The sequence below is a fragment of the Jatrophihabitans sp. genome, assembly GCA_036399055.1.
Taxonomy (GTDB): domain Bacteria; phylum Actinomycetota; class Actinomycetes; order Mycobacteriales; family Jatrophihabitantaceae; genus Jatrophihabitans_A.
Map to the genome: position 1 here is coordinate 1 of DASWNX010000015.1, position 24,588 is coordinate 24,588.

A 24,588-nucleotide genomic window follows, 5' to 3' on the forward strand; every position below is an offset into this window, starting at 1 on the left:
GAGGTGACGGCCTGGGTCTTGGAGATCTTCTTCGACTCCAGCCGGTCGCGCTCGAGCATGTTCTTGAAGTCCATGTTGCCGCCGACGTTGAGCTGGTAGGTGCGGTCGAGCACCACGCCCCGGTCCTCGAACAGCTTGGCCAGCACCCGGTGGGTGATGGTGGCGCCGACCTGGGACTTGATGTCGTCACCGACGATCGGAACGCCGGCCTCCTCGAACTTGGCAGCCCACTCAGGGGTGCCGGCGATGAACACCGGCAGCGCGTTGACGAAGGCGACCTTGGCGTCGATGGCGCACTGGGCGTAGAACTTCGCGGCCGCTTCCGAGCCCACCGGCAGGTAGCAGATCAGCACGTCGACGGCCTGGTCCTTGAGGACCTTGACCACGTCCACCGGCTCGTAGTCGGACTCTTCGATGGTCTCGCGGTAGTACTTGCCGAGGCCGTCGAGGGTGTGCCCGCGCAGCACCGGGACGTCCAGCGGGGGGACGTCGCAGAGCTTGATGGTGTTGTTCTCCGACGCCACGATGGCTTCAGAGAGGTCGCGGCCGACCTTCTTGGCGTCGACGTCGAAGGCGGCGACGAAGTCGATGTCGCTGACGTGGTAGTCGCCGAACTTGACGTGCATCAGCCCGGGAACCATGCCCGCGGGGTCTGCGTCGCGGTAGAAGTGCACGCCCTGCACCAGCGACGCGGCGCAGTTGCCGACGCCGATGATGGCGACGCGGATGCGACCGGCGGCCGACGTTGCGTTTTCCGAACCCATCGGGTTCCTCCTTGTTGTTGGTTGCTTCGCCTGGCTGGTACTCAACTCGGCGTGGCGGTAAGTCATGGGGCGGTGGGGCTAGTTCGGGCCCCGGCGCTCGGTCTCGATCAACTCGGTCAGCCACCGGACTTCCCGGTCCGCCGATTCGAGCCCGTGCTCCTGCAGCTGCAGGGTGTAGCGGTCCATTCGCTCCCGGGTCCGGGCGAGCGAGCTGCGCATGCCGTCGGCCTGCTCGGTCATCCGCTGCTTGCGACCTTCGAGGATCTGCAGCCGGATGTCGGAGCGGGTCTGGGCGAAGAAGGCCAGTCGGGCGCCGAAGCCCTCGTCGTCGTAGGCGTCGGGGCCGACCTCGGCCAGCAGCGCGGCGAAGTGCTCCTTGCCCTCGGCGGTCAACCGGTAGACCCGCTTGCCGCGCCGGGAGCGGGCGCTGAAGCCGCCGGCCGATTCATCCAGTGGCGCGTCCTCGTCGATCCAGCCGGCTTCCTGCAACCGCCGCAACGACGGGTACAGCGAACCGTAGGAGAACGCCCGGAACGCTCCCAGCAGGGTGGACAGCCGTTTGCGCAGTTCGTAGCCGTGCATCGGAGCTTCGTTGAGCAGGCCCAGGATGGGGAGTTCCAACATGGTCGCCGTCCTCCTCTCCGGGTCCGGGGAACGCGCTGGCAACCAGCGGTGTGAGCACCGGCGAGGTACACGCCGATATATCAAGACGATACATCAGATCGAGATATCCATTAACCTGAGCGGGATCTGACGCGCGGCGGGTCAGGCCCCCCGCCGCGGGGTTCGGGGGCTTTGGTGGGCCTTTGTCAGAGCTTGGATGTGAGGTAGGACGGCTCTGCTGTCGGCTCTGGCCCAGGAGGTCCCCGTACCCTCGGTGAGCGGGCCGTCAGTCGCACGCGCGACTGGCCGGCGCTGAAGCGGCCGAGGGCGCCTGGCTGGGGCGCCTGGCCGAGGTCCTCGGCTGAGGTTCCCGGCTGAGGTTCCCCGGTGGGGCGCCGATGAGACGTAGTGCTGAGTTGTCGACGTAGTGCTGAGTAGAGGAGTTCTTCGTGGCGGGTCCCTCCGCGCCCGGGCAGTCCCGGTCCGTTCCCGGTAAGGGCCCGGTCTCGTCCGCGGGCCAAGCGAGCCGTTGGAAGCAGCGCCGGGCGGCCAAGAAGCGCCGGCTGGCCAAGATGAGCCCCGGCAAGCGGGTGCTGCGCCGGATCGGCCTGCTGTTCACCTGGCTGCTCGGGGTGCTGGCGCTGCTGGGGACGCTGCTCGCGGTCAGCGTGTACGCGGTGGTCAAGGTGCCGACCGCCCAGCAGCTCAAGACCAACCAGGCCGCCATCGTGCAGTACGCCGACGGCTCGACCATGGCCACCATCGACGGCGGGGAGAACCGGATCATCGTGCCGCTGTCCAAGGTTCCGGTGCACGTGCGCGACGCGGTGCTGGCCGCCGAGGACCGCGGCTTCTACTCAGAGCCGGGAGTGTCGGTCAAGGGGACCGTGCGGGCGGCGGTCAACGACGTCCGGGGCGGGCCCGTCCAGGGCGGCTCCACCATCACCCAGCAGTACGTCAAGAACGCCTACCTCAACTCTGACCAGACCCTGAGCCGCAAGCTCAAGGAGCTGGTCATCGCGTTGAAGATCAGCCGCCAGTTCTCCAAGGACGAGATCCTGGAGAGCTACCTCAACACGATCTACTTCGGCCGGGGCGCCTACGGCATCGAAGCGGCGGCCCGAGCCTATTTCGGCGTCTCGATCGACAAGGTCGACCTCGCCCAGGGCGCCCTGCTGGCGACGGTGATCAAATCGCCGGAGTACTACGACCCCACGGTCACGCCCTCGGAGTCCAAGGACCGCTGGAAGTACGTGGTCGGCGGCATGGTCGAGACCGGCAAGCTGAGCCAGGCCAAGGCGGACAAGCTGAAGTTCCCGACCACCGTCAAGACCCGCAACACCAGCTCGGTGCTCGACGGCCCGCTCGGCCTGGTCTGGCGCCAGGTCAAGTCCGAACTGGCCGCCGACGGCGTCGACCCGGCCAGCATCAACCCCCGGGGTCTGCGGATTCAGACCACCATCGACCGCGGCGCCCAGGTGGCCGCCCAGGAAGCCATCAAACAGAACTACTCCAACCTGACGCCCAAGCAGCGCAACATGCGTCCGGCGCTGGTCGCCGTCAACCCTGACACCGGCGCGGTGATCGCCTACTACGGCGGGCGCAACGGAGGCGGGCTGGACTACGCCCAGGCCTGGCGCCCGCCCGGCTCCAGCTTCAAGCCCTACGTGACCGCCACCGCGCTCGCCCAGAACCTCAAGGGCGTCAGGCCCGCGTACACGATCCAGTCCGTCTTCGACGGCTCGTCGCCGCAGGTCATCGACAACCTGCCGTTCGCCAACGACCCGACGGACCCCGACTTCGGCCAGTACAGCCTGCGGGAGGCGACCACGCTCTCGCTGAACACGGTGTTCGGCAAGCTGACCTCGCTGGTGAAGCCGGAGAACGTCGTCAAGACCGCCCGGGCGATGGGCATCCCCGCCGTCGAGTCGGCGTCCGGGGCCAACCCTGGCGCGCCGACCCTGATGCGCAACGGCAACGCAGACAACTACGTCGGCATCGGCAACTACCCGGTGCGGATCATGGACCAGGCCGTCGGTTACGCCACGCTGGCCAATGGCGGCCTGTTCCGGCCGGCCTACTTCGTGGAGAAGATCACCGACAGCAAGGGCAACCTGGTCTACCAGCACAAGGACAACGCCAAGCGGGTGCTGGACAAGCGAGTCGCCAACGACACCACCCTGTCGATGCAGGAGGTGGCTCAGCGCTCGCAGATCCCGCTGGCCGACGGACGGCCTGTGGCCGCCAAGACCGGCACGGTGGGCATCCAGGACACCGGCGACTCCAGCGACGGCTGGACGGTCGGTTTCACCCCGCAGGTCAGCGCGGCCTCCTGGGTGGGCTCGGACAAGGTCGAGCCGATCTATGACGCCAACGGCAACTCCGAGTACGGCCGCGATCTGGCCGGCCGCACCTGGAGGGCGTTCATGGACGGCTACCTCAGCGGCAAGCCGGTGCAGCCGCTGGCCACCACCCAGCAGATCGGGATGCCCAGCGACCCAACGCCGTCGGCCACCACCGCCAGCGCCGCCCCGACGCCGTCGCCGACCGAGTCGAGCACGGCGCCGAGCACCAGCGCGGCGCCGAGCACCAGCGCGGCGCCCACCACCAGCGCGCCGCCCACCACCTCCGCGCCGCCGCCACCGCCGACGCCCAGCACCAGCTGCGGCCTGCCGGTCTGCCCGTCCTCCTCAGCCCCGGCGTCCAGCCAGCCGCCCGCACCGAGCGGCAGCCCCACCACCAAGGCAGCCGGCCCGGCCGCGGCGTCACCCGGCTCGACGTCCACGCCGACCAGACGTCCGTGATCGACAGGCGGGAGCTCCCGCCCGCGTGGGAGGAGGCCCTGCCGTCAAGGCAGGACCCGACCATCGCCCGGGCCAGCGCGCTGGTCGGCGGCCCGCTGGGACGCTATGCCCGCCTGGACCCGGGCTGGTGGTCGCCGCTGCGGGTGCTGCTGGCGCTGGGGGCGCTCACGCTGCTGCTGGGCTACGCCGAGAAGCTGCCGTGCGCCGACGGCCAGTGGGTGGCCTCTAAGCAGTACACCCACGCCTGCTACTCCGACGTCATCCCGCTCTGGGGGGCCGAGGGGTTGTCCTCGGGAGCGGTGCCCTACCGCGACCACGCCGTGGAGTACCCGGTGCTCACCGGCGGCTTCATGTGGGCGACCGGCGAGCTGACCCGGGCCTGGTCCACGCTGGCCGAGAGCGGCCTGGCGCCGGGCAGCAATCAGGGCCTGGTCTTCGGCGTGCTGACCTGCATCCTGCTGGCGATCTGCGGCCTGCTGACGATCGCCGCGACCGCGGCCGCCGCCGGCCCGCGCCGGCAGTGGGACGCCGCGATCCTGGCGCTCAGCCCGCTGCTGGTCTTTCACGCCTTCTCCAACTGGGACCTGCTGGCGATGGCGTTCGCCTCCGCAGCGCTGTGGGCCTGGGCTCGCGACCGGCCGGTCGCGGCCGGAGTGCTGATCGGGCTGGGCGCCGCGGCCAAGCTGTACCCGGCGCTGCTGTTCGTGCCGCTGTTCTTGCTGGCCTACCGCACCCGCACCTGGCGGCCGGTGCTGTGGGCCGCCGCGGCGGCGGCCGGCGCGTGGCTGGCGGTGAACCTGCCGGTGGCGCTGGCCTGGACCCCCGGCTGGAAGGAGTTCTACTCCTTCTCCGAATCCCGGCCGGCCGAGGCCAGCACGTTCTGGGCGATGCTCAAGCACTACTTCCCCAGCACCTTCGGCGCCCCCGCCGACTCCGGCTGGTCACCGCCTGGCCTGGCGGTGGCGCTGTTCCTGCTGGCCGCGCTGGCGGGAGTCGGCTGGCTGGCGCTGAGCGCCCCGGTCCGTCCGCGGCTGGCGCAGCTGGCCTTTCTGACCGCGACCGCCTTCCTGTTGACCACGAAGGTGTGGAGCCCGCAGTACTCGATCTGGCTGGTGCCGCTGCTGGCGCTGGCCCGGCCGCGCTGGCGCAGCGCGCTGATCTGGCAGGCCACCGAGATCGCGGTCTGGATCGCCACCCTGCTCTGGCTGCTCGGCGGCAGCGACCCCAACAAGGCGCTGCCCTACGAGGGGCTGACCTGGGTGCTGCTGATCCGCGACGCCACCCTGCTGGTGCTGGTGGCCCTGATCGTGCGTGACATCCGCCGCCCGGAGTCAGACGTGGTGCGCTCGGCGGACGAGCCGGACCCCGGGGCCGGGCTGTTCGCCGCCGCGCCGGCCGACCGGCTGATCGGCGCCCGGGCAGCCAGGCCGTAATCGGCTCGGCCAGTCCACGGGGCTTGGGTAACCTTGCCCTTCTCGGCTCGCTCACGCCGGAGGAACGCGTCCGCCGTGGGGTGAGCTGCCTCGATGTTTGGAGTCTTAGTGCTGCTGCGGATGTCCACGCTGTTCCTGCGCACCCTGCGCGATGACCCTGCCGACGCCGAGGTGCCCAGCCACCGGCTGCTGGTCCGCGCCGGTTACGTCCGGCGGGTCGCTCCGGGCATCTACTCCTGGCTGCCGCTGGGCATCGCGGTGCTGGCCAACATCGAGAAGGTCGTCCGCGAGGAGATGGCCTCGATCGGGTCGCAGGAAGTGCACTTTCCGGCGATGATCCCGCGGGAGATCTTCGAGGCCAGCGGGCGCTGGGCCGACTACGGCGACTCGCTGTTCCGGCTCAAGGACCGCAAGGGTGGGGACTACCTGCTCGGCCCGACCCACGAGGAGCTGTTCACGCTGCTGGTCAAGGGCGAGTACTCCTCCTACAAGGACTACCCGCTCTCGCTCTACCAGATCCAGACCAAGTACCGCGACGAGGCACGGCCGCGTGCCGGCGTGCTGCGCGGACGCGAGTTCATCATGAAGGACTCCTACTCCTTCGACCTGACCGACGAGGGGCTGCAGCAGGCCTACCAGGCTCACCGGGACGCCTACGAGCGGATCTTCAGCCGGCTGGGCTTTGACTACCGGATCGTCTTCGCGGTCTCCGGGGCGATGGGCGGCTCGGCCTCGGAGGAGTTCCTGGCCCCGACACCCTCGGGTGAGGACACCTTCGTGCAGTGCACCGGGTGTGACTACGCGGCCAACACCGAGGCGGTCGAGATCGCCGGGCCGCCCGCGCAGGACGGCAGTGCTTCTGACGGCTCCGTCTACCCGGCCAGCCTGGTGCTCGACACCCCGGACACCCCGACCATCGCGACGCTGGTGGACCGGCTGAACACCCTGGACTGGGCTGAGCACGGGCTGGAGCCGCAGCGGTTCAGCGCGGCCGACACCCTGAAGAACGTGGTGCTCAAGACCCGGCAGCCCGGCTCGGACCGCTGGGAGCTGCTGGTGGTGGGCGTGCCCGGCGACCGCGAGGTCGACATGAAGCGGCTGGCCGGCCAGCTGGAGCCGGTCGAGGTCGAGCAGGCCGACGAGAAGGACCTGGCCGCGGCGCCCGGGCTGGTCAAGGGCTACATCGGGCCGCAGCTGCTGGCCGAGCTGAAGGTGCGCTACCTGGTCGACCCGCTGGTGGTGTCGGGAAGCGCCTGGGTCACCGGGGCGAACGAGCACGGCAAGCACGCCGCCTTCGTGGTGCGCGGGCGGGACTTCGACCCGGCAGGCGAAGTGGGCGCGGTCGAGATCCGCGACGGTGACCGGTGCGCCCGCTGCGGCTCGCCGCTGGAGATCGCCCGCGGCATCGAGCTGGGCCACGTCTTCCAGCTCGGGCGCAAGTTCGCCGAGGCGTTCGGGCTGACGGCGCTGGGCCCGGAGGGCAAGCCGGTGACGATCACGATGGGCTCCTACGGGGTCGGCATCACCCGGGCCGTCGCCGCGCTGGCCGAGCAGACCCACGACGAGGCCGGACTGGTGTGGCCGAGGGTGGTGGCGCCGGCCGACGTGCAGGTGGTGCCCACCGGCAAGGACGTCGCCGCCGTGGCCGAGGCCGAGCGGATCGCCGCCGAGCTGGTGTCCCTGGGGGTGCGGGTGCTGCTCGATGACCGCAAGGCCTCGCCCGGTGTGAAGTTCAAGGACGCCGAGCTGCTCGGGGTGCCCACGATCCTGGTGGTCGGCCGAGGGTTGGACGACGGCGTGGTGGAGTTGCGCGACCGCAAGTCCGGCCAGCGGCGCGACGTGCCGGTGGGCGACGCGGTCAGCGCCGTGCACGCCGAGGTGTCGGGCAGCTAGCCGGCTCGGCCGGTGCTCAGCAGGGCCTCGTGCACAGCGGGGCCGGTGCTCAGCGGGGCTTGGCGCTCAGGCTGCCTTGCTGCGCAGGAAGCTGATGTCCTCGGCCTGACCGGCGGCCGGCGTCTCGACCAGGACGTCGCAGCCGGCGGCCCGCACGATGGCCGCGATCGCCTCGGGCTCGATGAACCCGGCGCCGATGTTGGCGTGCCGGTCAGCGCCGGAGTCGAAGGTGTCGCGGCTGTCGTTGGCGTGGATCAGGTCGATCCGGCCGGTGATCGCCTTGACCCGGTCGACGATGCCGGTCAGGTCCTCGCCTCCGGCGTGGGCGTGGCAGGTGTCGAGGCAGAAGCCGGGGTTGTACTCGCCGATCGCGTCCCACAACCGGGCGATCCGGTCCAGGTGCCGGGCGATCGCGGCGGCGCCGCCGGCGGTGTTCTCGATCAGGATCGGCAGCGGGAAACCGCCGCTGTCGGCCTGGTAGGCGAAGGTCTTGCGCCAGTTGTCGATGCCGACCGCCGGGTCGTCGTCGGCGCCGACGTGGCCGCCGTGCACGATCAGTCCCTTGGCGCCGATCGAGGCGGCCGCCGCGGCGTGCTGGGCCAGGATCTTGCGGCTCGGGACCCTGATCCGGTTGTTGGTGGTCGCCACGTTGATGACGTACGGGGCGTGCACGTAGACGGTCAGGTCGGTGGCCCGCAACGCCTCGGCATGCGGGTGCTCCTTGGGCGCCTTCCAGCCCTGCGGGTCGGCAAGGAAGAACTGGACCGCGGCGGCGTCGACCTGGGCGGCCGCGGCCAGCGGGTCGGTGGAGTCGACGTGCGCGCCGATGACGAGGGTGTCAGCCATGCCTGCCAGGTTACGTCCGGCCCTGAGATCACTCACCGTAGACCTTGTGACGACGGCGGGGTGACGATGGCGGGGTGACGATGGCGGGTTATCCCTTGCCGTCTCCGTCGAACACCACCGGATGCACCTGCAGGTCACACACCAGGGGCTGGGCGCCGTAGGACCTGGTCGCGGTGGTTCCCGGCGGCGTGCTCAGCAGCGTGGCCTCAGAGTGGCACCGCGATCCGCCGTGCTGCGCCGCGACCCACTCGATCACCGCCGATCCGGGCCTGTTGTAGAGCACTACCCGGGGTGCGCTGCCCTCTGAGGTGTACCCGCCCAAGGCGCCGGCCGGGGTCCGGGCAGCGTCGGCCAGCGGTTGGCCTGCCGCGTCGACGATCGCGGCGCCCGGATAGCCGGTGAGCGTGCAGGGTTCCTTGCCGTCGTTGACGTAGGTCAGCAGCATGCCGCGGGCGTCGCCGCTCTGGCTGGTCAACGGGGTGCTGGTCACCGTCAGCTGGTCACCGGTGCACTGGAGCAGTGTGTCGACCTGCGGGCCGGCCACGAAGCGGGACCGAGCGGTGCTCCAGGTGTAGTCCTGGCTGAACCGCAGGCTGCGGCAGCACAGCGCGTCATTCGGCGAGTAGCCCTTCTCTGCGAGGACGAGGTTCTGGCCCTCGCCGTTGATTGCAGTGACCATGATCGAGCGCCGGTCGCCGGGCTCATAGGCCAGCGTCTGCACCAGTCGCGGGCCGTCCGGGCTGTACCGGAAGACCTCGATCGGAAGCGGATGCGAGGCGTTGGTCATGCCGTTGCAGGTGACCGGCAGCAGCCACAGCGGCGCCGGCTCGCCCGGCACCGAGACCGCTCGAGCAGTCAGCCTGTCTGTCGTGCCGATCGTCAGTACCTCTGGGCACAGCCCGGGGGTGTGCGGCAGTGCGTTGACGTCCAGATTCCGGTACCAGTCCTGCGGCGCCGTCGAGCTGGGCGCCGGGTTGGGCGCGGCGTCGGCGGAAGCGGCCCCGGTGCTGGCCGGCGGGGGCTTGGCAGTGGAGCTGGGCGACGGTGACGTCGCGCTGGCGCTCGGGGTGGGTGAGTCCGACGTCGAGCTGACCGCGGGCGGGGTGCGGTCCGGGCCGTCCGAGCGCAGCAGCTTCGGCCCGGCCGTGACACCGAGGGTCACCAGCAGCACGGCGGCCGCGGCCAGCATCGGCACCAGCCAGGCCCGCAGGCCGCCCACGTGCTTGTCCTCCATGGTCAGGGCACGGGCCGCCTGCAGCACATGCGCCTTGACCGGCGCGGAGGCCGGCGCCAGGCGGGCCTGTGCCCGGAGTTCTTCGCGGACAGCGGTGTCGAGCTCGTCGGGCGTCATCGGGTGGCTCCCTGCTGATCGGAGTGGCCGTCGAGGCCGGTAAAGGCGGCGTCGCCGCGCAGCGTGCTGAGTGCCCGGCTGATCAGGCTGCGCACCGTGCCCACGCGGCAGCCCATCGCCTCGGCGACCTGGTCGTCGGACAGATCATGGAAGTAGCGCAGCACCACGGCGGCCCGCTGCCGGGCGGGCAGCGTGCTCAGCACCCGGCGCAACTGGTCGCGGTCATCGATCCGGTGCGCGAAGTCCGGCCCCGGCCGCCGCTCGGGCGCCCGGGCGGCGGTGAAGTCGGTGACCAGCTCAGAAGCCGACCCGCGCCGCTGCTGGTTGAGGTAGCGGTTGATGAGCGACCGGCGGACGTAGGCGATCGGCGACTGCGCCTGGGCCACCTTCGACCACTGCGGATACAGCGCCACCAGGGTGTCCTGCACCAACTCCTCGGCGGCCTGCCGGTCCCTGGTGAGCAGGTAGGCGGTGGCCAGCAGAGAGTCCGTGCAGTCCTGCACGAACTGCTCGAAGTGGGCTGCCGCCCGCGAAATGACCTTCATGCCCCTCAAGACAACTAAACCGATCGAAACATTGCGCGCTGAGTGAATCCGGTCGGCGTTCGGCTGAGGCCAGCGTGCGTGACCAATGGGCGCCTGCCTCGTTGAGTTCTTCGGACGGCGTGGTCGTGGCGCACCCGCTAGGATGGCGCTTTTCGGACGTTCAGGACGCTGCGCGGTCGCTGACCGCCTCAGGGTAGGGAGTGTTGATGAGCCTTCGTCGCATCGCCGGCTTTGCCGTCGCGGCGGTCGTGGCCTCCGGCGCCGGTCTGCTGCTGTCGGGCCCCAGTGGCGCCGTGACGCCTCCGACGCCGATCACCCTGAACCTCACCGGCATGTCCTCGACGTCCTGCCCGCTGCCGCTGAACGGGTCGATGGCGGTCGTGCCGAACACCACGGTGCTGCTGAAGAACGACCCGACCCTGGCCGCGCTGTCCACCGAGAGCGTCACCATCAAGCCGGCCCCGAACTCCCTCGACCCGGCCAGCTCCAAGGTCATCGCTGACATCCCGGACGCGGGCGCGCCGATCGCCTTCACCCGGGCCGCGACGTACAGCCTCAGCTGGCAGATCAGAAGCCTGGGCGGCACGCTGAGCAACACCCAGAAGGGCAAGCTGATCATCACCGGCAGCGTCAAGAACTGCGCGGTGGCGGTGCAGCTCCCGGTGCCGAGCCTGTCCGCCTCGGCGGTGCCCAGCGCTGTGACCAGTGGGATCAACGGCGCGATCGGCGGCGCGGTGAGCAGCGTCAACGGAGCGCTCGGACCGGTCAACAGCGCCCTGCCCACGCTTCCGACGGTCCCGGCGCTGCCGAGCGTCCCCGGCGCGCCGAGCCTGCCGGGCGTCAACCTGCCGGGCGCCAGCGCGCCGGCCGGCAACCAAGGCCCGGGCACCAACTACAAGCCGACCGGGCCGACGGTCGCCGACCGCACCGTGCCCGACGGCTACGGCAGTGGCAGCGGGCTCGGCGGCGTCTTCGTCCCGGCCACCGGCGACTCCGCCGCCGGCTCGGCCGACCGCGGCTCGATCGTCGCCGGACAGCAAACGGGCGTCAGCGACGGCCGGTCCTCCGCTGGCTCCGCCGCGCCGGCCAAGGCTGCCAGCTCGCCCCGGACCACCGAGCTCGCCTCAAGCCAGCCCCGATCCGCCCTCGGCGCGCTGCCCACCCTCGCGGTGATCTTGGCCATCCTGGCGTTGTCGGGCGCGACCGCCTTCTACGCCCGCACCTTCTTGCTGCAGCCGGTCACGGCCCAGGCGAAGGCCATCGCCAAGCACTGACCTCACCGGTCGCCGAGCGCGCCGGGTCAGGTAGTGCTGAGCCCGGCTGCTGCTGAGCCGGCCGATTTCCTTTCCCCGCAGGCCAGCCGGTAACCTGTCAAGGTTGCTGTCTGGGTGCAGAACGTCAGGTGTTCAGCGCCCCCGCGAACTGCCCCGCGCAGTTCCAACAGGCGGCTTCACCCTCCTGCCACGGAACGTCCGTGGCCGCAAAGTCCACAGGAGGCTGGGTTAATCCCATGCGCGATTACGAAGTCATGGTCATCCTCGACCCCGAGCTGGACGAGCGAACCATCGCTCCGTCCCTGGACACCTTCCTCTCCGTCATCAAAAAGGGTGGCGGAACGGTGGAGAAGGTCGACGTCTGGGGCAAGCGCCGGTTGTCGTTCGAGATCAACAAGAAGTCCGAGGGCATCTACGCCGTCATCGACATCAAGGCAGAGCCGGCGTCGGTGATCGAGCTCGACCGGCAGCTGAACCTCAACGAGTCAGTGCTGCGCACCAAGGTGCTGCGGCCGATTCCACAGAAGGCCAAGTCCAAGAAGGCTCAGGACAAGGCCCAGGCCAAGAAGCTCGAAGCCCGAAAGAGCGCCTGATGGCAGGCGAGACAGTCATCACCGTCGTGGGCAACCTGACGGCTGATCCCGAGCTGCGGTTCACGCCGTCCGGCGCGGCTGTCGCCTCGTTCACGGTGGCCTCCACGCCGCGCAACTTCGACAAGAACGCCAACGAGTGGAAGGACGGCGACGCGCTGTTCCTGCGCTGCTCGATCTGGCGTCAGGCGGCCGAGAACGTCGCCGAGTCGCTGCAGCGCGGCATGCGGGTGGTGGTGACCGGGCGGCTGAAGCAGCGCTCGTTCGAGACCCGCGAGGGCGAGAAGCGCACCGTCATCGAGCTTGACGTCGATGAGGTCGGCCCGTCGTTGAAGTACGCCACGGCCAAGGTGAACCGCACCCAGCGCGGCTCCTCCGGCGGTGGCTTCGGCGCCGACAACTCCGGCGGCGGCTCGGCTCCGGCCGATGACCCGTGGGCTTCGTCCGGACCGGCTGCCTCGTCCTCCGGCGGCTTCTCCGACGAACCGCCTTTCTAAACCTTCCTCACTGATCTCAAGACGGAGTATCCGAAGATGGCCAAGCCACCGTTACGCAAGCCCAAGAAGAAGTCCAACCCGCTCAAGACCTCGCGGATCGAGGCGATCGACTACAAGGACACCGCCCTGCTGCGCAAGTTCATCTCTGACCGCGGCAAGATCCGTGCCCGGCGAGTGACCGGCGTCAGCACCCAACAGCAGCGCGAGATCGCCAAGGCGGTCAAGAACGCCCGTGAGATGGCGCTGCTGCCCTACACCTCGACCGCACGCTAAGGGGCAGGACGGCTATGAAGATCATCCTGACTCGTGAGGTGACCGGCCTCGGCGTCCCCGGCGACATCGTCGAGGTGGCTGACGGCTACGGCCGCAACTACCTGGTGCCGCGCGGTGTGGCGATCAACTGGAGCAAGGGCGCGGAGAAGCAGATCACCCAGATCCGTCGCGCCCAGGACTCGCGGGAGATCCGCGGCCTCGACCACGCCAAAGAGATCAAGGCCCAGCTTGAGGGTCTGTCGGTCACGCTCAGGGCGCGTGCCGGCGACGGCGGCAAGTTGTTCGGCTCGGTGACCCAGTCCGACGTCGCCAACGCCGTCAAGGCCGCTGGTGGCCCCACGGTGGACAAGAAGCGGGTGCACCTGCCCGGGCACATCAAGACCACCGGGGCGCACACCGTGACCATCGAGCTGCACCCTGACGTGGTGGCCACCGTGCCGGTCACCGTCGCGCCTAACAAGTAGCAAGACGCGCTGCGTCGAGCTGACGCAGCGCTGCTACCCGAGTCGTCTCACGCTGGCCGCTGGGCTGCGAGCATGACGACTCGAAACCGCTTGTGCTGAAGACCCGGACCCGCCCACGTGCGGGCCGGGCCTTTGGCATGCCCGTCGTACGGACGCGGCGGAACTCACGCCGGCGCCGCTTTCGGTGGGTGGTCCGGATCGGTGGGCGGCTCGTCCACCCCCGGCTTGTTCGACTCGCCCCGCCTGTGGATATGTGATAGCCGAACGTAAGAGCCGCGTTACCGCATGAGCACAGTTCGGCCCAGTAGTAAACCCGACGCTCACAGTTGCCTGAGCGCTCACCTTCTTCAGAATTACTTTTCATCCACAGGCTGAGCACAACACAGCCCAGTAATCACGGGCCCTTCAGCCTTTTCCGCTGAGTTATTCACAGCTCTGTCCCCAGGTCGTGAACAACCGTGAGCGGCGTTGCCCACACGGTCCTCCACAGGTGTGTGCACAGGCTGTATTGCTCTACCGAGGTGGTGTCTCTAACGTCAGCGCGGGCTCGACGCAACAGCGCGTGACGGGCGTGCAAGCAAATTGTCAGACTCTGCCGGTACCAATTCCGTGTGGGGCTGACCACCTGCCCGACACGGGTTTGTAAACGATGGGTGACGGTGTGACTTCAGGTCCAGGGCTGCGTGCGATCGCGGGAGATCCGGACACTTCCGGCCCGAAGTTCGACCGCACCCCACCGCAGGACATCGAGGCTGAGCAGTCGGTGCTGGGCGGCATGCTGCTGTCCAAGGACGCCATCGCCGACGTGATCGAGGTGCTGCGCGGCGGCGACTTCTACCGGCCCGCCCACCAGTTGGTCTACGACGCGATCCTGGATCTGTACGGGCGCGGCGAGCCGGCCGACGCGGTCACCGTGGCCGCCGAGCTGACCCGTGGCGGCGTGATCGCCCGGGTCGGCGGTCATCAGTACCTGCACACCCTGATCTCGGGAGTGCCGACGGCGGCCAACGCCGGCTACTACGCCGAGATCGTGGCTGAGCGCTCGATCCTGCGCAGGCTGGTCGAGGCCGGCACCCGGATCGTCCAGATGGGTTACGGCGCGGCCAGCGGCGAGGGGATGGCCGGCACCGTCGACGACGTGGTCGACCGGGCCCAGGCCGAGATCTACGAGGTCACCGAGCGGCGCACCACCGAGGACTACGTCCGGATCGAGGACCTGCTCGAGGGCACCCTGGACGAGATGGACCGGATGACCTCCAACGGCGGGGTGGGCACCGGCATCCGGACCGGGTTCGAGCACCTGGACGAGATCACCCACGGCCTGCACCCGGGGCAGATGATCGTGGTGGCCGGCCGGCCCGGCTCGGGCAAGTCGACGCTGGCGATGGACTTCGCCCGGTCGGCGGCGATCAAGCAGCACGCCGCGACGGTGATCTTCTCCCTGGAGATGTCGAAGCAGGACATCATGATGCGGCTGTTCTCGGCCGAGGCTCGGGTCAAGCTCAACGACATCCGGTCCGGGCGGATGACCGACGAGGACTGGCGCAAGATCGCGCTGCGGTCCTCCGAGCTGGCCGAGGCGCCGCTGTTCATCGACGACTCGCCGAACCTGACCATGATGGAGATCCGGGCCAAGTCGCGCCGGCTCAAGCAGCGCCACGACCTGAAGCTGATCGTGATCGACTACATGCAGCTGATGACCTCGGGCAAGCGGGTGGAGTCGCGCCAGCAGGAGGTGTCGGAGTTCTCCCGGGCGATGAAGCTGATCGCCAAGGAGCTCGAGGTGCCGGTGGTGGCGCTGTCCCAGCTCAACCGCGGGCCCGAGCAGCGGACCGACAAGAAGCCGATGCTGTCTGACCTGCGCGAGTCCGGCTCGATCGAGCAGGACGCCGACGTGGTGCTGCTGGTGCACCGCGAGGACATGTACGAGCGCGAGTCACCGCGCGCCGGCGAGGCCGACATCATCATCGCCAAGCACCGCAACGGGCCGACCGGGCAGGCGACGGTGGCCTTCCAGGGCCACCTGTCCCGCTTCGTGGATATGCCGTCCTAATGTCTGCCCCGGGTTGTTCTTTAACGAGATCGGACCTTTGCCGCAACACGCTGAGAGGGGCCTTGTGACAGCCGAAAGTGACCTCCGCCGTTATCGCGACGAAGCGGTGCTCCCAGCCCTAGGACGGGGTGAGAACATCGACGCGGCGGGTCACACGCGGGCCATCAGGGTGGTGAGCGCGCGTAGGCCGGCTGATCGCTCGCGGACGTCGGTGGACTCGGCGAGGTCGAGAGCTACCACCGGCAGGCAGGCCCGGAAGGGCTGCTGCAGGTCGACGAGCGTCTCGACGTCCTCGGTCACACGCAGCGTCACGTTGCCGCCGCCATCGGCAACTAAGAAGAACTCGCGTTCCAGCTGCGACAGTTTCTCGGCGGTGATGTAGCCCTCGACCTGGCCGTCCCAGGTTCGGGTGGCCAGCCGTAGCGACCGGGCCAGTTGCTCGCCGCCGTCGCTGCTGTCGAGGGCCGAGGCGGCGGTGACGACGACGCGCTTGCCGACCGCGCGGACGTAGCTGTCCGAGACCCGCCAGCGGGTGATCCTGGCTCGCTTGCGGCTCATGCGCACTAGCGACTCGGCATCCAGATGGCGCAGGCGATTACGCAGGTGCGACAGCTGCGCTTGCTTCGATTCCGAGAGTCCGGTCGACAAGCCTTGGCGGTCATCGAGCAGCGCCATGGCCTGCCATACCGTGCTCGCCTTCCAGGTGCGACCGCGGGCGCTGCCGACGGTGGCGAGTCGGTGCACAGACGCCGAGTCGAGCAGCGCAGAACGGCCGACGACGCCTCGGGTGGCGATCTGGCCGGCCTGGACAAACCGCTGAACCTGCCGGACGCTGACCCCTAGGAGGACGGCTGCCTCAGCACTCGTCATTGTCTCGGCACTTGCGGTCATCATGTCTTATAGCGTCGCATGAGCGACGTTATCCGACAAGAAAAACCCCGCTTGGTCGGTCACCCCACCCTCACGACTCGCCAAGCGGCGGGTCAGTTCGCTCTGCCAGAATGCGCGCATGGCCTACACGATCCCGTTGAACCCGGACGAGCTGCTCACCACCACCCGGTCGGTGCGCAAACGGCTGGACCTGACCCGGCCGGTTCCGAGGGAGCTCATTCGGGACTGCCTGGAGGTGGCGCTGCAGGCGCCGTCGGGGTCAAACCGGCAGGACTGGCACTGGATCGTGGTGACCGACGCCGATCAGCGGCGCGCGGTCGGCGAGGTTTACCGCCGAGCCACCGAGGAATACCTGGCCTCCTCCGGCGCGGCCGGCAAGCTGTTCGCCCACGACCCGGCGCGGGCGGCGATTCAAAGCCGAGTGGGCGACAGCGTCGCCTACCTGGCCGAGCACATGTCCGAGGTGCCGGTGCTGGTGTTGCCTTGCATCCAAACCGCCTCGCTCGGCGAGGGCACCCAGGCCGGGCTCTGGGGGTCGCTGCTGCCGGCGGCCTGGAATTTCATGCTGGCCGCCCGCGCCCGCGGGCTCGGCACCGCCTGGACCTCCCTGCACCTCAACTACGAGCGCGAGGTCGCGACGATCCTCGGACTGCCCGACGACCTGCATCAGGGTGTGCTGATCCCCACCGCCTACTACACCGGCGCCAGCTTCCGGCCAGCCCCCCGGCAGCCGCTCGACGAGGTCCTGCACTGGGACCGTTGGTGATCCCACGCAGTGACTAGCCAGGCGACACTGCGCACCCGACGGCTCAGCCTCGTGCCGCTGGCCGAGGAGCACCTGGACTACGAGGTGGAACTCGACTCCGACCCCGAGGTGATGCGCTATCTCGGCAATGGCACGGCCCGCACCCGCGCCGACGTGCTGCGCTACCACCGTGCCCGGCTAGCCGCGGCTGAGCTGGTGCCAGGGCTGGGCTTCTGGGTCGGCTTGCACGACGGGGATTTCGTGGGCTGGTGGCTCCTCGAACCGCCGCAGCGCGCGGACCAGGGGCCGGTCGAGGGCCAGGCCGAGCTTGGCTACCGGCTGCTACGGCGGCACTGGCGGCAGGGCTTTGCCAGCGAAGGCGCTCGCGAGCTGCTCCGGCACGGCTTCACCGACCTGGGGCTGCGCCGGATCTTCGCCGAGACGATGGCAGTCAACGAAGCCTCCCGGGCGACCATGACCTCGATCGGGCTGCGGCACGTGCGCACCTTCCACGCCGACTGGGACGAGCCGATCCCCGGGGCCGAGCACGGCGAAGTCGAGTACGCGATCACCCGAGAGCAGTGGCAGGCATCGGCGTTGACGGAGACTCCCTGAAGGGGAGCTGAAACTATGGCGCACACAGCTCACACCCGCCGCTGGACGTGCAGCAGGTAGACAGCCCGGTCCAGTGGGTTGGCGTCGGTCCGCGGCCGGCTCGGAAAACCCTCAACCACTGCGTAGTGCGAGAAAGCCGATTCCAGCACGCCCTCGCCACCTGTCAGCCCGGGAAGGCGCTGCTGCAGCTCGTGCACCCGGGCGGCCGGGATAACACCAGTCAGCAGGTACGTCCTGCCGTGCGAAGAAGGCGCTGACGGAACCGCTCCCAGCTGGCCGAGCACCGGCAGCACCGCGCCATAGCTGGCCGTCGGCGCCTCCAGGGTGAAGGCGTGCACCGGCTCGCACACCCTGGTGCCCGCCTGCCGCAGCGCCTGCATCAGCACCAGTGGCGTCAGGTTCCGAAAGTCACCCGCCGTGCTCGACATGCTCTTGTCGAAGCTGCCGTGCATGTGGCTCTGCCGCGGCCAGTACCCGGTGTGCGTCAGCGTCACCACGCAATCGGGAACCTCCCAGCCGTACAGGCCCTGCCGCAGCGTCAGGCGCACGGTCTCCTCGATCGCGCGCATCAACGCGTACGGCATCGACCCGAGTTCCACCTCGAGCCGGTAGCGCACGCCGGCGCCGACCGCGGCCGGCTCGACCCGCAGGCCGACCGTCGCCAGGAACGGGTTCGGCGCGACATCGATGAACTCCACAGCCGCGCCGCTACCGACCAGGCGCTCGACGCAGATCACCCTCGTCTGGCGAAAGCACGCCTTGACGGCGAACTCCCTTTCCAACGTTGCTGATATGACTTGCTTCTGCACCTCGCCGTACAGCGACAGCGAGACCTCGCCGCGCAGCTCGTCCCGGCGCAACCCGATCAGCGGGTCCTGTTCGGCGAGCTGCGCGAGCGCGGCATACAGAGAACCCTTGTCAGCTGTATCTACCGGCTCTACCACGGTCTCCAGCGTCGGAGGCGCGAACTGCCGGGCGCCGGCTGAGGGTGCGGGCAGCCCGATCGGGTCGCCGATCCGCGCGCTGGACAACCCTCGCAGCTGGGCGATCTCACCGGCGACGGCGCAGCCCCGCGGCTCCACGCCGGCACTGGTGAAGACGCCGACGCCGGTGACCTTCTCTCGACGGCCACGCAGCTCCACCCGGTCGCGGACACCCAGCGAACCGGAGAACAGCCGGACGTAGGCGAGCTTCTCACCGGCCCGGCCGCGCTCGATCTTGAACACCGTTCCCGACAGCGGCCCGTCGGCGTGATCGTCAGCAGGGGGCAGCAGGCGGGCGATTCCGGCCAGCAGTTCGGGCACCCCTGCGCCGGTGATCGCTGAGCCGAAGAACACCGGGTGCGCCTGACCACGCCGAGTCCGGCCTGCGAGTGAGTGCAGCAACTGCTCGTGCGTGACGGCCGCCTCGTCCTGCAGGTAGGCGGCCACCAGCGCGTCGTCGTCGGAGCTCAGCAGATCGAGCAACCGCGCGGTGAAGGCATGGTCACCCTGGCCGTACGGTCGAAAGCCAGCCTCGCGGCTGCCGAGCCCGGTCACCGACCCCATCGCCACGATCCGCGGCGTCAGCCGGTCGGCGATGCCTGCCAGCACCGCGTCAGCGCGGGCGCCGCCGCGGTCGATCTTGTTGACGAAGATCAGGGTCGGCACCCGCAGCCGCCGCAGCGCGCGCATCAGCACCAAAGTCTGCGGCTGCACGCCCTCCACGGCCGAGACCACCAACACCGCTCCGTCGAGCACGCCGAGCACCCGCTCGACCTCGGCGATGAAGTCCGGATGCCCGGGCGTGTCCAACAGGTTGACGCCCACGTCACCGATCACGAAGGACGCGACAGCCGACCGGATGGTGATGCCGCGCTCGCGCTCCAGCGCCAGCGAGTCGGTCCGGGTGCTGCCGGCGTCCACGCTGCCGATCGCATCGAGCGCGCCGGTGTCGAACAGCAGCCGTTCGGTCAGGCTGGTCTTTCCGGCGTCAACATGCGCCACCACCCCAAGGTTCAGTCTCTTCACAAAGCGTCAGGCCCTCACGTCGGTCGACAGATGTCAGCTGGGTGGACGTGAGCGCTTGGCGCATCTGGTGCTCCTTGGGATGGGACCTCTGATCAGTGCAGCATCAGCCGGCGGATGAGGCAACCGAATTCTTGGCGCAGCGACTGCTGCTCGCCGGACCAGCGTGCCGCCGTCATCAGGCGCCTCGCGGATAGGCCCTCACACCGGTGGGCGAAACGTTCTATTCTTCAATCCAGCAAGTCCGGCCGGTAGGAAGGCAGAAGATGCACACTCAGGGGCTGGATTCGCTGCCGTATGACAAGCGACGGCTGCTGGTCATGGTTGACAATCCGTCTGAGTGGGCCGTGCCGCACCCAAGCACGACAAGTAGGGTTTTAAGTCGTGCCCTTCGTCTTTCCCCTTTGATTCTCGGGGGTTTCGGTGGCCTGGCGGTGGTCGCGTATGACGAGGTGCGCGATCGTCGGCTCGCGCGTCGTACCGCGTCCGCCAAGCTTGTGCTGAAGATCGACCGCGTCCTTGCGATGCAGTTGAGGTTTCCGCCTGGGCACCCACGGCCTGAGGTTGTCTACGCAGGCCATCCCGTCGACTGGCAGACCTACGTGCCGATGGCCGACATCCATCGGTTCCTTTTCGAGCACAAGGTGGCCGAAGCCCAGCGCTTACTCCGTAGTCTGGGCGCCACTCGCATAGTCGTCGAACACATTGAAGGCTGGGATCAGTCCGCTGGTGTCTCAGCCGACGTGGGCATACCCACGACTGCCACCCACGTCGATGTGGGGGCCTCGGCGCATCGACAAAAGGCCTACGGCACCCAGGTCATGTCGGTCATGGAGCTGACGCCTTCTGGACAACCCCGGGTGCCCGAAGGACTTGTCTGGATGTCTCATGAGCCCTTATGGCAGGAGGTCGCCGAGGCCCGCGTCAACTCGGGCCTCAAGTCATTCGCCCTTGATGTGCGCTCGACGGAGGACTACGGGATCGATGCCAAGGCCAAGGTTGCCCTGTTAGGGGCGGGGCTTGATCTAGGAGGCGAGTTCCGGGAGCACAAGACGACGACGTGGCGGCTTGCTGGCGAGTTCGGGTAGAGAACGAGCGTGGCGCGTTGGCATGAGACCACATCCACGCCTCGGCGCTGCCGGGTGCACGGCGGGTGGCCGCTGCCATGACCGGCGGTGAACCACTCATCAGGGACGCCCGCGAGTCTGACGCTCACGCCTGCGCGGCGATCTACCGGCCCTACGTCACCGACACCGCCATCTCGCTCGAGACCGACCCGCCGTCCCCGGCTGAGATGGCCGAGCGCATCGCCAGCGCCCAACGCAGTCACGCCTGGCTGGTCCTCGAAGATCGCGGTCGGGTGGTCGGGTTCGCCTATGGCGGGCCGTTCAACCCCCGGGCCGGCTACCGGTGGTCGTGCCAGGTCAGCGTCTACCTCGAACTCGGGCTACGTCGCACTGGCGCCGGCCGAGCCCTGTACGGGGCGCTGTTCACCCGGTTGGCCGATCGCGGCTACCGGATGCTGCTGGCCGGCATGACCCTGCCCAACGCCGCGAGCGAGGGCCTGCACCGCGCGCTGGGATTCGAGCCCGCCGGGATCTACCGGCGGGTCGGCCGGAAGCACGGCAGTTGGCACGACGTCGCCTGGGTGCAACGAGGGATCGGCGCCGAGGAGGAGCCACCCGCCGAGCCGCGGTGACCGACGTGCGCCGTGACGAACACGACCCGCTCTGCGAGAGGGGGTTCATCCCCTGACCGGTAGGGGAGTCAAGCGGTTGCGCGCCAGCTCTGCATACCCCCTACGAGTACGTCACCGGGCCGATCAGCTGTCTCCGGTAAGTACCCTCCTGAGGGTATGGACCGAGTGTGACCCTGGAGGCCCCGTGAAACGCACTCTGATCGCCGCCGCCGCGGGCGCCCTCTTGCTCACCGCGTGCGGCAGTGACCACTCCGGCGCCTCATCGGCTGACCATGAGGGACTGTCCGGGACGAGCACATCAGCCTCGGGCGGCGGCTCCGCGGCCGCAGCGCCGATCGGTAAGCCAGCCGCCGGCCCGCACAATATCGCCGATGTCAGCTTCGCCGCCGGGATGATCCCCCACCATGCAAGCGCCGTCACGATGTCAGACCAAGCCCTGACCAAGGCGACCCATCCCAAGGTGAAGGCCCTGGCCGCGGCGGTCAAGAAGGCGCAATCGCCAGAGATCGCGACGATGTCGGGCTGGCTGTCCGGTTGGGGACAACCCGTGCCCTCACCGACGATGGGAATGCAGCACGGCGACCGGCCAATGCCGGGGACGATGAGCGCCGGGAACACGGGGGCTCTGGAGAAGGCGACCGGCAGCGCGTTCGACAAGCTCTGGATCACCCAGATGATCACCCACCACAAGGGCGCCGTCTCCCTGGCGAAGAGCGAACTGACGCACGGGCAGAACCCTGAGGCCAAAGCACTCGCTCAGACGATCATCGACGCGCAGAGCAAGGAGATCGCTCAGCTGACTCAGGCGCTCACCACTATGAAGTAGGGGGTAGGGCTTCCTGTGCGCGTGCCAGTCGGCCGGCGACGGCAGCCCGGACACCCTGGATCTGCTCGCCGAGCCCCGGTGAGCGGCAGGTCGAGCCGCGGTGAGCGGCAGGTCGAGCCCGGTCTGCTTGGATCGGGTCGATCGGATCTTGAGAAGAAGGGCGACTGGTGGACTTCAGCCCTGTCGAACGCGCGCCGGAGGCCTTTCAGCAGTCGGTGACGGCCGACCAGGTCGTGGCGATGTGCCGCCGCGCGTTCGGCGCCGACGTCGGTGTCAGCGCCGCCGTCGAGCTCGGCCTCGGCGCCTACAACAGCACCTACCGGGTGGAGCTGGACGGCCGCGCGCCGGTCATCCTGCGGGTCGCGCCCGAGCCTGCCCGGCAGTTCCGCATCGAGCGCGAGCTGATGCGCAACGAGCACGCCACCGTCCCCTACCTCGCCGGCTTCGGCGAGCTGCTGCCGCGCACGCTGGCGGTCGACTTCACCCATCAGCTGCTCGGTCGTGACTACCTGTTCCAGACGCTGCTCGGCGGGGTGCCCGCGCCCGACGGGTTGGGTGGCTATCCACGTCCGGCGTGGGCGGGTTTCTATGGCCAGCTGGGCAGCATCGCCCGGGCTGTCCACGACGTGCGCGGCGAGCGGTTCGGCCCGGTCGCCGGCCCGGCGTACGACACCTGGAGCCAGGCGCTGATCGGTTACTTCACCGACGCGGCAGCCGACCTGGAAGACGCCGGCCTGGACGCCGAGGACGTGCGCCGGCTGGCCGGCGCGGCAGCCCGGCGCCACGCCGTGCTCGATGAGATCAGCGAGCCCCGGCTGCTGCACGGTGACCTGTGGACCGTCAACGTGCTGCTCGACCCGGCCGCCGCGGAGCCGACGATCACCGGCGTGGTGGACTGCGACCGGGGCTGGTGGGGCGACCCGCTTGCCGACTGGACGATCTATCGCGCGATCCAGCGAGAGGGCGCCGAGCGCGCGGCGTTCTTCAACGGTTACGGCCCACTGCCGGCCACCGCCGGCGACGAGCTGCGGGCGCGGTTCTATCTCGCCCGGCACCTGGTCGGCGTCCGGCTGGAACGCTTCCGGCTGGCCGAGCCAGGTGTGGCCGACACCTATGAGGACATGCGTGAGGTGCTCAGCACGCTGGAATGACCACCGCAGGCGGGACACCTCGCCTGTGCGGCTACCTTAAATCGAACACCTGTGCGATTCTAGGTGAGTGGTTGTCGAACCGTCGATCCTGCACGCCGACCTGGACTCGTTCTACGCCTCGGTCGAGCAGCGCGATGACCCACGGCTGCGCGGGCGGCCGGTGATCGTCGGCGGCGGGGTGGTGCTGGCGGCCAGCTACGAGGCCAAGGCCTTCGGCGTCCGGACCGCGATGGGCGGGCGGCAGGCGCGCCAGCTCTGCCCGCAGGCCATCGTGGTGCCGCCCCGGATGAGCGCGTACTCGGCTGCCAGCAAGGCGGTGTTCGCGGTCTTCCACGACACCACGCCGCTGGTGGAGCCGATGTCGATCGACGAGGCGTTTCTCGACGTTGGCGGCTTGCGCAAGATCGCCGGCCCCGCGCCTGAGATCGCGGCGGGCCTTCGGCGCGCGGTCCGCGACCGGGTCGGCCTGCCGATCACCGTCGGGGTCGCTCGCACCAAGTTCCTGGCCAAGGTCGCCAGCGCGGTCGCCAAGCCCGACGGCCTGCTGGTCGTGCCGGTCGAGGCAGAGCTGGCCTTTCTGCACCCGCTGCCGGTGCAACGGCTGTGGGGCGTCGGGCGGGTCACCACCGAGAAGCTGCGCGATCGCGGGATCTGCACGGTCGCCGAGCTGGCCGAGGTGGACGAGCGGTCGCTGATGGCGATGCTCGGACCGGCTTCCGGGCGCCATCTGCACGCGCTGGCCCACAACCGCGACCCCCGGCCGGTCACCATCGGGCGCCGGCGGCGTTCCATCGGCGCGCAGTGCGCGCTCGGCCGTCGACGGCTGTCACCCGCCGAGCTCGACGGCCGGCTGATCGTGCTGGTGGACCGGGTCTGCCGAAGGCTGCGAACGGCTGACCGGCTCTGCCGGACGGTGGTGCTGCGGCTGCGCTTCGACGACTTCAACCGCGTCACCCGATCCCACACCCTCGCCGCGGCCACCGATGACACCGCCGTGGTGCTGAGCGCGCTGCGCCGGTTGCTGCAGGCCAACTCCGGGCTGATCAGCGAGCAGGGCATCACGCTAATCGGCGTGACCCTGAGCAACCTCGACAACGCCGACGCCATCCAGTTGGAGCTGCCGTTCGAGCGCCGCAGCCCGCACGACCTGGACTCGGTGGTGGACCGGGTGCGGGACCGCTACGGCAGCTCGGCCATCACCCGCGGGGTGCTGCTCGACGTCGACCCGGGTCTCACGGTCCCGCTGCTACCCGACTAGGACTGCA

The 24,588-nt window shown here is 69.3% G+C and carries 22 protein-coding genes and 1 pseudogene; 16 read left to right on the plus strand and 7 right to left on the minus strand.

Translation table 11 applies throughout. The annotated features are described in order from the left end of the window. Positions 1-764, minus strand: a 764-nt coding sequence (locus VGB75_04475) for an inositol-3-phosphate synthase (protein HEY0166279.1), incomplete at its 3' end; no start/stop codon positions are given. Positions 765-842: 78 nt separating this feature from the next. Beyond that, positions 843-1,388 (minus strand): PadR family transcriptional regulator, encoded by a 546-nt coding sequence (locus tag VGB75_04480; protein ID HEY0166280.1) that lies wholly within the window; start codon positions 1,386-1,388, stop codon positions 843-845. Between the two features lie 428 nt (positions 1,389-1,816). Here VGB75_04480 and VGB75_04485 point away from each other — a divergent pair, with 428 nt between their 5' ends. The 3 genes from VGB75_04485 to VGB75_04495 all read left to right on the plus strand — a co-directional run bounded on the left by VGB75_04485 (position 1,817) and on the right by VGB75_04495 (position 7,497). Continuing rightward, positions 1,817-4,171 (plus strand): transglycosylase domain-containing protein, encoded by a 2,355-nt coding sequence (locus VGB75_04485; protein HEY0166281.1) that lies wholly within the window; start codon positions 1,817-1,819, stop codon positions 4,169-4,171. Next, positions 4,168-5,604 (plus strand): glycosyltransferase 87 family protein, encoded by a 1,437-nt coding sequence (locus VGB75_04490; protein ID HEY0166282.1) that lies wholly within the window; start codon positions 4,168-4,170, stop codon positions 5,602-5,604. Before VGB75_04485 ends, VGB75_04490 begins: the two co-directional genes overlap by 4 nt. Positions 5,605-5,697: 93 nt before the next feature. Further along, positions 5,698-7,497, plus strand: a complete 1,800-nt coding sequence (locus tag VGB75_04495) for a proline--tRNA ligase (protein HEY0166283.1) — start codon at positions 5,698-5,700, stop codon at positions 7,495-7,497. A gap of 66 nt (positions 7,498-7,563) precedes the next feature. Here VGB75_04495 and VGB75_04500 read toward each other — a convergent pair whose 3' ends face one another. The 3 genes from VGB75_04500 to VGB75_04510 form a co-directional block, all read right to left on the minus strand. Beyond that, positions 7,564-8,343: a deoxyribonuclease IV gene (locus VGB75_04500; GenBank protein HEY0166284.1), complete on the minus strand. Its 780-nt coding sequence runs from the start codon at positions 8,341-8,343 to the stop codon at positions 7,564-7,566. An 88-nt stretch (positions 8,344-8,431) separates the two neighbouring features. Then, on the minus strand, positions 8,432-9,694 hold the full coding sequence (locus VGB75_04505; GenBank protein ID HEY0166285.1) for a DUF4232 domain-containing protein: 1,263 nt from the start codon (positions 9,692-9,694) through the stop codon (positions 8,432-8,434). Next, the gene (locus VGB75_04510; GenBank protein ID HEY0166286.1) at positions 9,691-10,239 is read right to left on the minus strand and encodes a SigE family RNA polymerase sigma factor; all 549 of its coding nucleotides are present in this window, start codon (positions 10,237-10,239) and stop codon (positions 9,691-9,693) included. The genes VGB75_04505 and VGB75_04510 overlap by 4 nt, the downstream gene beginning before the upstream one ends. Before the next feature lie 206 nt (positions 10,240-10,445). On the opposite strand from VGB75_04510, the gene VGB75_04515 reads away from it, so the two are divergent. From VGB75_04515 to dnaB, 6 genes and pseudogenes are all read left to right on the plus strand, one after another. Next, a complete protein-coding gene (locus VGB75_04515) occupies positions 10,446-11,513 on the plus strand; it encodes a hypothetical protein (GenBank protein ID HEY0166287.1) in 1,068 nt (355 codons plus the stop codon). A gap of 236 nt (positions 11,514-11,749) precedes the next feature. Next, a pseudogene (rpsF, locus tag VGB75_04520) lies at positions 11,750-12,028 on the plus strand (30S ribosomal protein S6). Between the two features lie 77 nt (positions 12,029-12,105). Then, positions 12,106-12,600, plus strand: a complete 495-nt coding sequence (locus VGB75_04525; GenBank protein ID HEY0166288.1) for a single-stranded DNA-binding protein — start codon at positions 12,106-12,108, stop codon at positions 12,598-12,600. A gap of 36 nt (positions 12,601-12,636) precedes the next feature. Further along, on the plus strand, positions 12,637-12,873 hold the full coding sequence (gene rpsR, locus VGB75_04530; protein HEY0166289.1) for a 30S ribosomal protein S18: 237 nt from the start codon (positions 12,637-12,639) through the stop codon (positions 12,871-12,873). 14 nt (positions 12,874-12,887) lie between these two features. Continuing rightward, a complete protein-coding gene (rplI, locus tag VGB75_04535; protein ID HEY0166290.1) occupies positions 12,888-13,337 on the plus strand; it encodes a 50S ribosomal protein L9 in 450 nt (149 codons plus the stop codon). A gap of 661 nt (positions 13,338-13,998) precedes the next feature. Continuing rightward, positions 13,999-15,390, plus strand: a complete 1,392-nt coding sequence (dnaB, locus tag VGB75_04540) for a replicative DNA helicase (GenBank protein ID HEY0166291.1) — start codon at positions 13,999-14,001, stop codon at positions 15,388-15,390. A 150-nt stretch (positions 15,391-15,540) separates the two neighbouring features. Here the strand turns inward: dnaB and VGB75_04545 are convergent, their stop codons facing one another. Next, the gene (locus VGB75_04545) at positions 15,541-16,065 is read right to left on the minus strand and encodes a hypothetical protein (protein HEY0166292.1); all 525 of its coding nucleotides are present in this window, start codon (positions 16,063-16,065) and stop codon (positions 15,541-15,543) included. Positions 16,066-16,399: 334 nt separating this feature from the next. Here VGB75_04545 and VGB75_04550 point away from each other — a divergent pair, with 334 nt between their 5' ends. Both VGB75_04550 and VGB75_04555 read left to right on the plus strand, forming a co-directional pair. Beyond that, entirely contained in the window at positions 16,400-17,047 is a 648-nt protein-coding gene (locus VGB75_04550; protein HEY0166293.1) for a nitroreductase family protein, read from the plus strand. 9 nt (positions 17,048-17,056) lie between these two features. Then, positions 17,057-17,641 (plus strand): GNAT family N-acetyltransferase, encoded by a 585-nt coding sequence (locus VGB75_04555; GenBank protein ID HEY0166294.1) that lies wholly within the window; start codon positions 17,057-17,059, stop codon positions 17,639-17,641. Between the two features lie 29 nt (positions 17,642-17,670). Here the strand turns inward: VGB75_04555 and VGB75_04560 are convergent, their stop codons facing one another. Further along, positions 17,671-19,650 (minus strand): translation factor GTPase family protein, encoded by a 1,980-nt coding sequence (locus VGB75_04560; protein HEY0166295.1) that lies wholly within the window; start codon positions 19,648-19,650, stop codon positions 17,671-17,673. A gap of 206 nt (positions 19,651-19,856) precedes the next feature. Here VGB75_04560 and VGB75_04565 point away from each other — a divergent pair, with 206 nt between their 5' ends. The 5 genes from VGB75_04565 (at position 19,857) to dinB (ending at position 24,581) form a co-directional block, all read left to right on the plus strand. Continuing rightward, complete coding sequence (locus VGB75_04565) at positions 19,857-20,735, plus strand: hypothetical protein (protein HEY0166296.1); 879 nt, start codon at positions 19,857-19,859, stop codon at positions 20,733-20,735. A 77-nt stretch (positions 20,736-20,812) separates the two neighbouring features. Then, a complete protein-coding gene (locus VGB75_04570) occupies positions 20,813-21,346 on the plus strand; it encodes a GNAT family N-acetyltransferase (protein HEY0166297.1) in 534 nt (177 codons plus the stop codon). Between the two features lie 184 nt (positions 21,347-21,530). Continuing rightward, positions 21,531-22,172 (plus strand): DUF305 domain-containing protein, encoded by a 642-nt coding sequence (locus VGB75_04575; GenBank protein HEY0166298.1) that lies wholly within the window; start codon positions 21,531-21,533, stop codon positions 22,170-22,172. Positions 22,173-22,339: 167 nt separating this feature from the next. Continuing rightward, complete coding sequence (locus VGB75_04580; protein ID HEY0166299.1) at positions 22,340-23,323, plus strand: aminoglycoside phosphotransferase family protein; 984 nt, start codon at positions 22,340-22,342, stop codon at positions 23,321-23,323. A gap of 67 nt (positions 23,324-23,390) precedes the next feature. Continuing rightward, complete coding sequence (dinB, locus tag VGB75_04585) at positions 23,391-24,581, plus strand: DNA polymerase IV (GenBank protein ID HEY0166300.1); 1,191 nt, start codon at positions 23,391-23,393, stop codon at positions 24,579-24,581. Positions 24,582-24,588: the final 7 nt, after the last annotated feature.

What these genes read in the sequence shown, in the direction of transcription:
- VGB75_04500 (HEY0166284.1), bottom strand. Translation starts at nt 8,343, where the DNA reads ATGGCTGACACCCTCGTCATCGGCGCGCACGTCGACTCCACCGACCCG.
- VGB75_04515 (HEY0166287.1), top strand. Translation starts at nt 10,446, where the DNA reads ATGAGCCTTCGTCGCATCGCCGGCTTTGCCGTCGCGGCGGTCGTGGCC.
- VGB75_04545 (HEY0166292.1), bottom strand. Translation starts at nt 16,065, where the DNA reads ATGGCGCTGCTCGATGACCGCCAAGGCTTGTCGACCGGACTCTCGGAA.
- VGB75_04510 (HEY0166286.1), bottom strand. Translation starts at nt 10,239, where the DNA reads ATGAAGGTCATTTCGCGGGCGGCAGCCCACTTCGAGCAGTTCGTGCAG.
- VGB75_04570 (HEY0166297.1), top strand. Translation starts at nt 20,813, where the DNA reads ATGACCGGCGGTGAACCACTCATCAGGGACGCCCGCGAGTCTGACGCT.
- VGB75_04525 (HEY0166288.1), top strand. Translation starts at nt 12,106, where the DNA reads ATGGCAGGCGAGACAGTCATCACCGTCGTGGGCAACCTGACGGCTGAT.
- VGB75_04480 (HEY0166280.1), bottom strand. Translation starts at nt 1,388, where the DNA reads ATGTTGGAACTCCCCATCCTGGGCCTGCTCAACGAAGCTCCGATGCAC.
- rpsR (HEY0166289.1), top strand. Translation starts at nt 12,637, where the DNA reads ATGGCCAAGCCACCGTTACGCAAGCCCAAGAAGAAGTCCAACCCGCTC.
- VGB75_04505 (HEY0166285.1), bottom strand. Translation starts at nt 9,694, where the DNA reads ATGACGCCCGACGAGCTCGACACCGCTGTCCGCGAAGAACTCCGGGCA.
- rplI (HEY0166290.1), top strand. Translation starts at nt 12,888, where the DNA reads ATGAAGATCATCCTGACTCGTGAGGTGACCGGCCTCGGCGTCCCCGGC.
- VGB75_04495 (HEY0166283.1), top strand. Translation starts at nt 5,698, where the DNA reads ATGTTTGGAGTCTTAGTGCTGCTGCGGATGTCCACGCTGTTCCTGCGC.
- VGB75_04550 (HEY0166293.1), top strand. Translation starts at nt 16,400, where the DNA reads ATGGCCTACACGATCCCGTTGAACCCGGACGAGCTGCTCACCACCACC.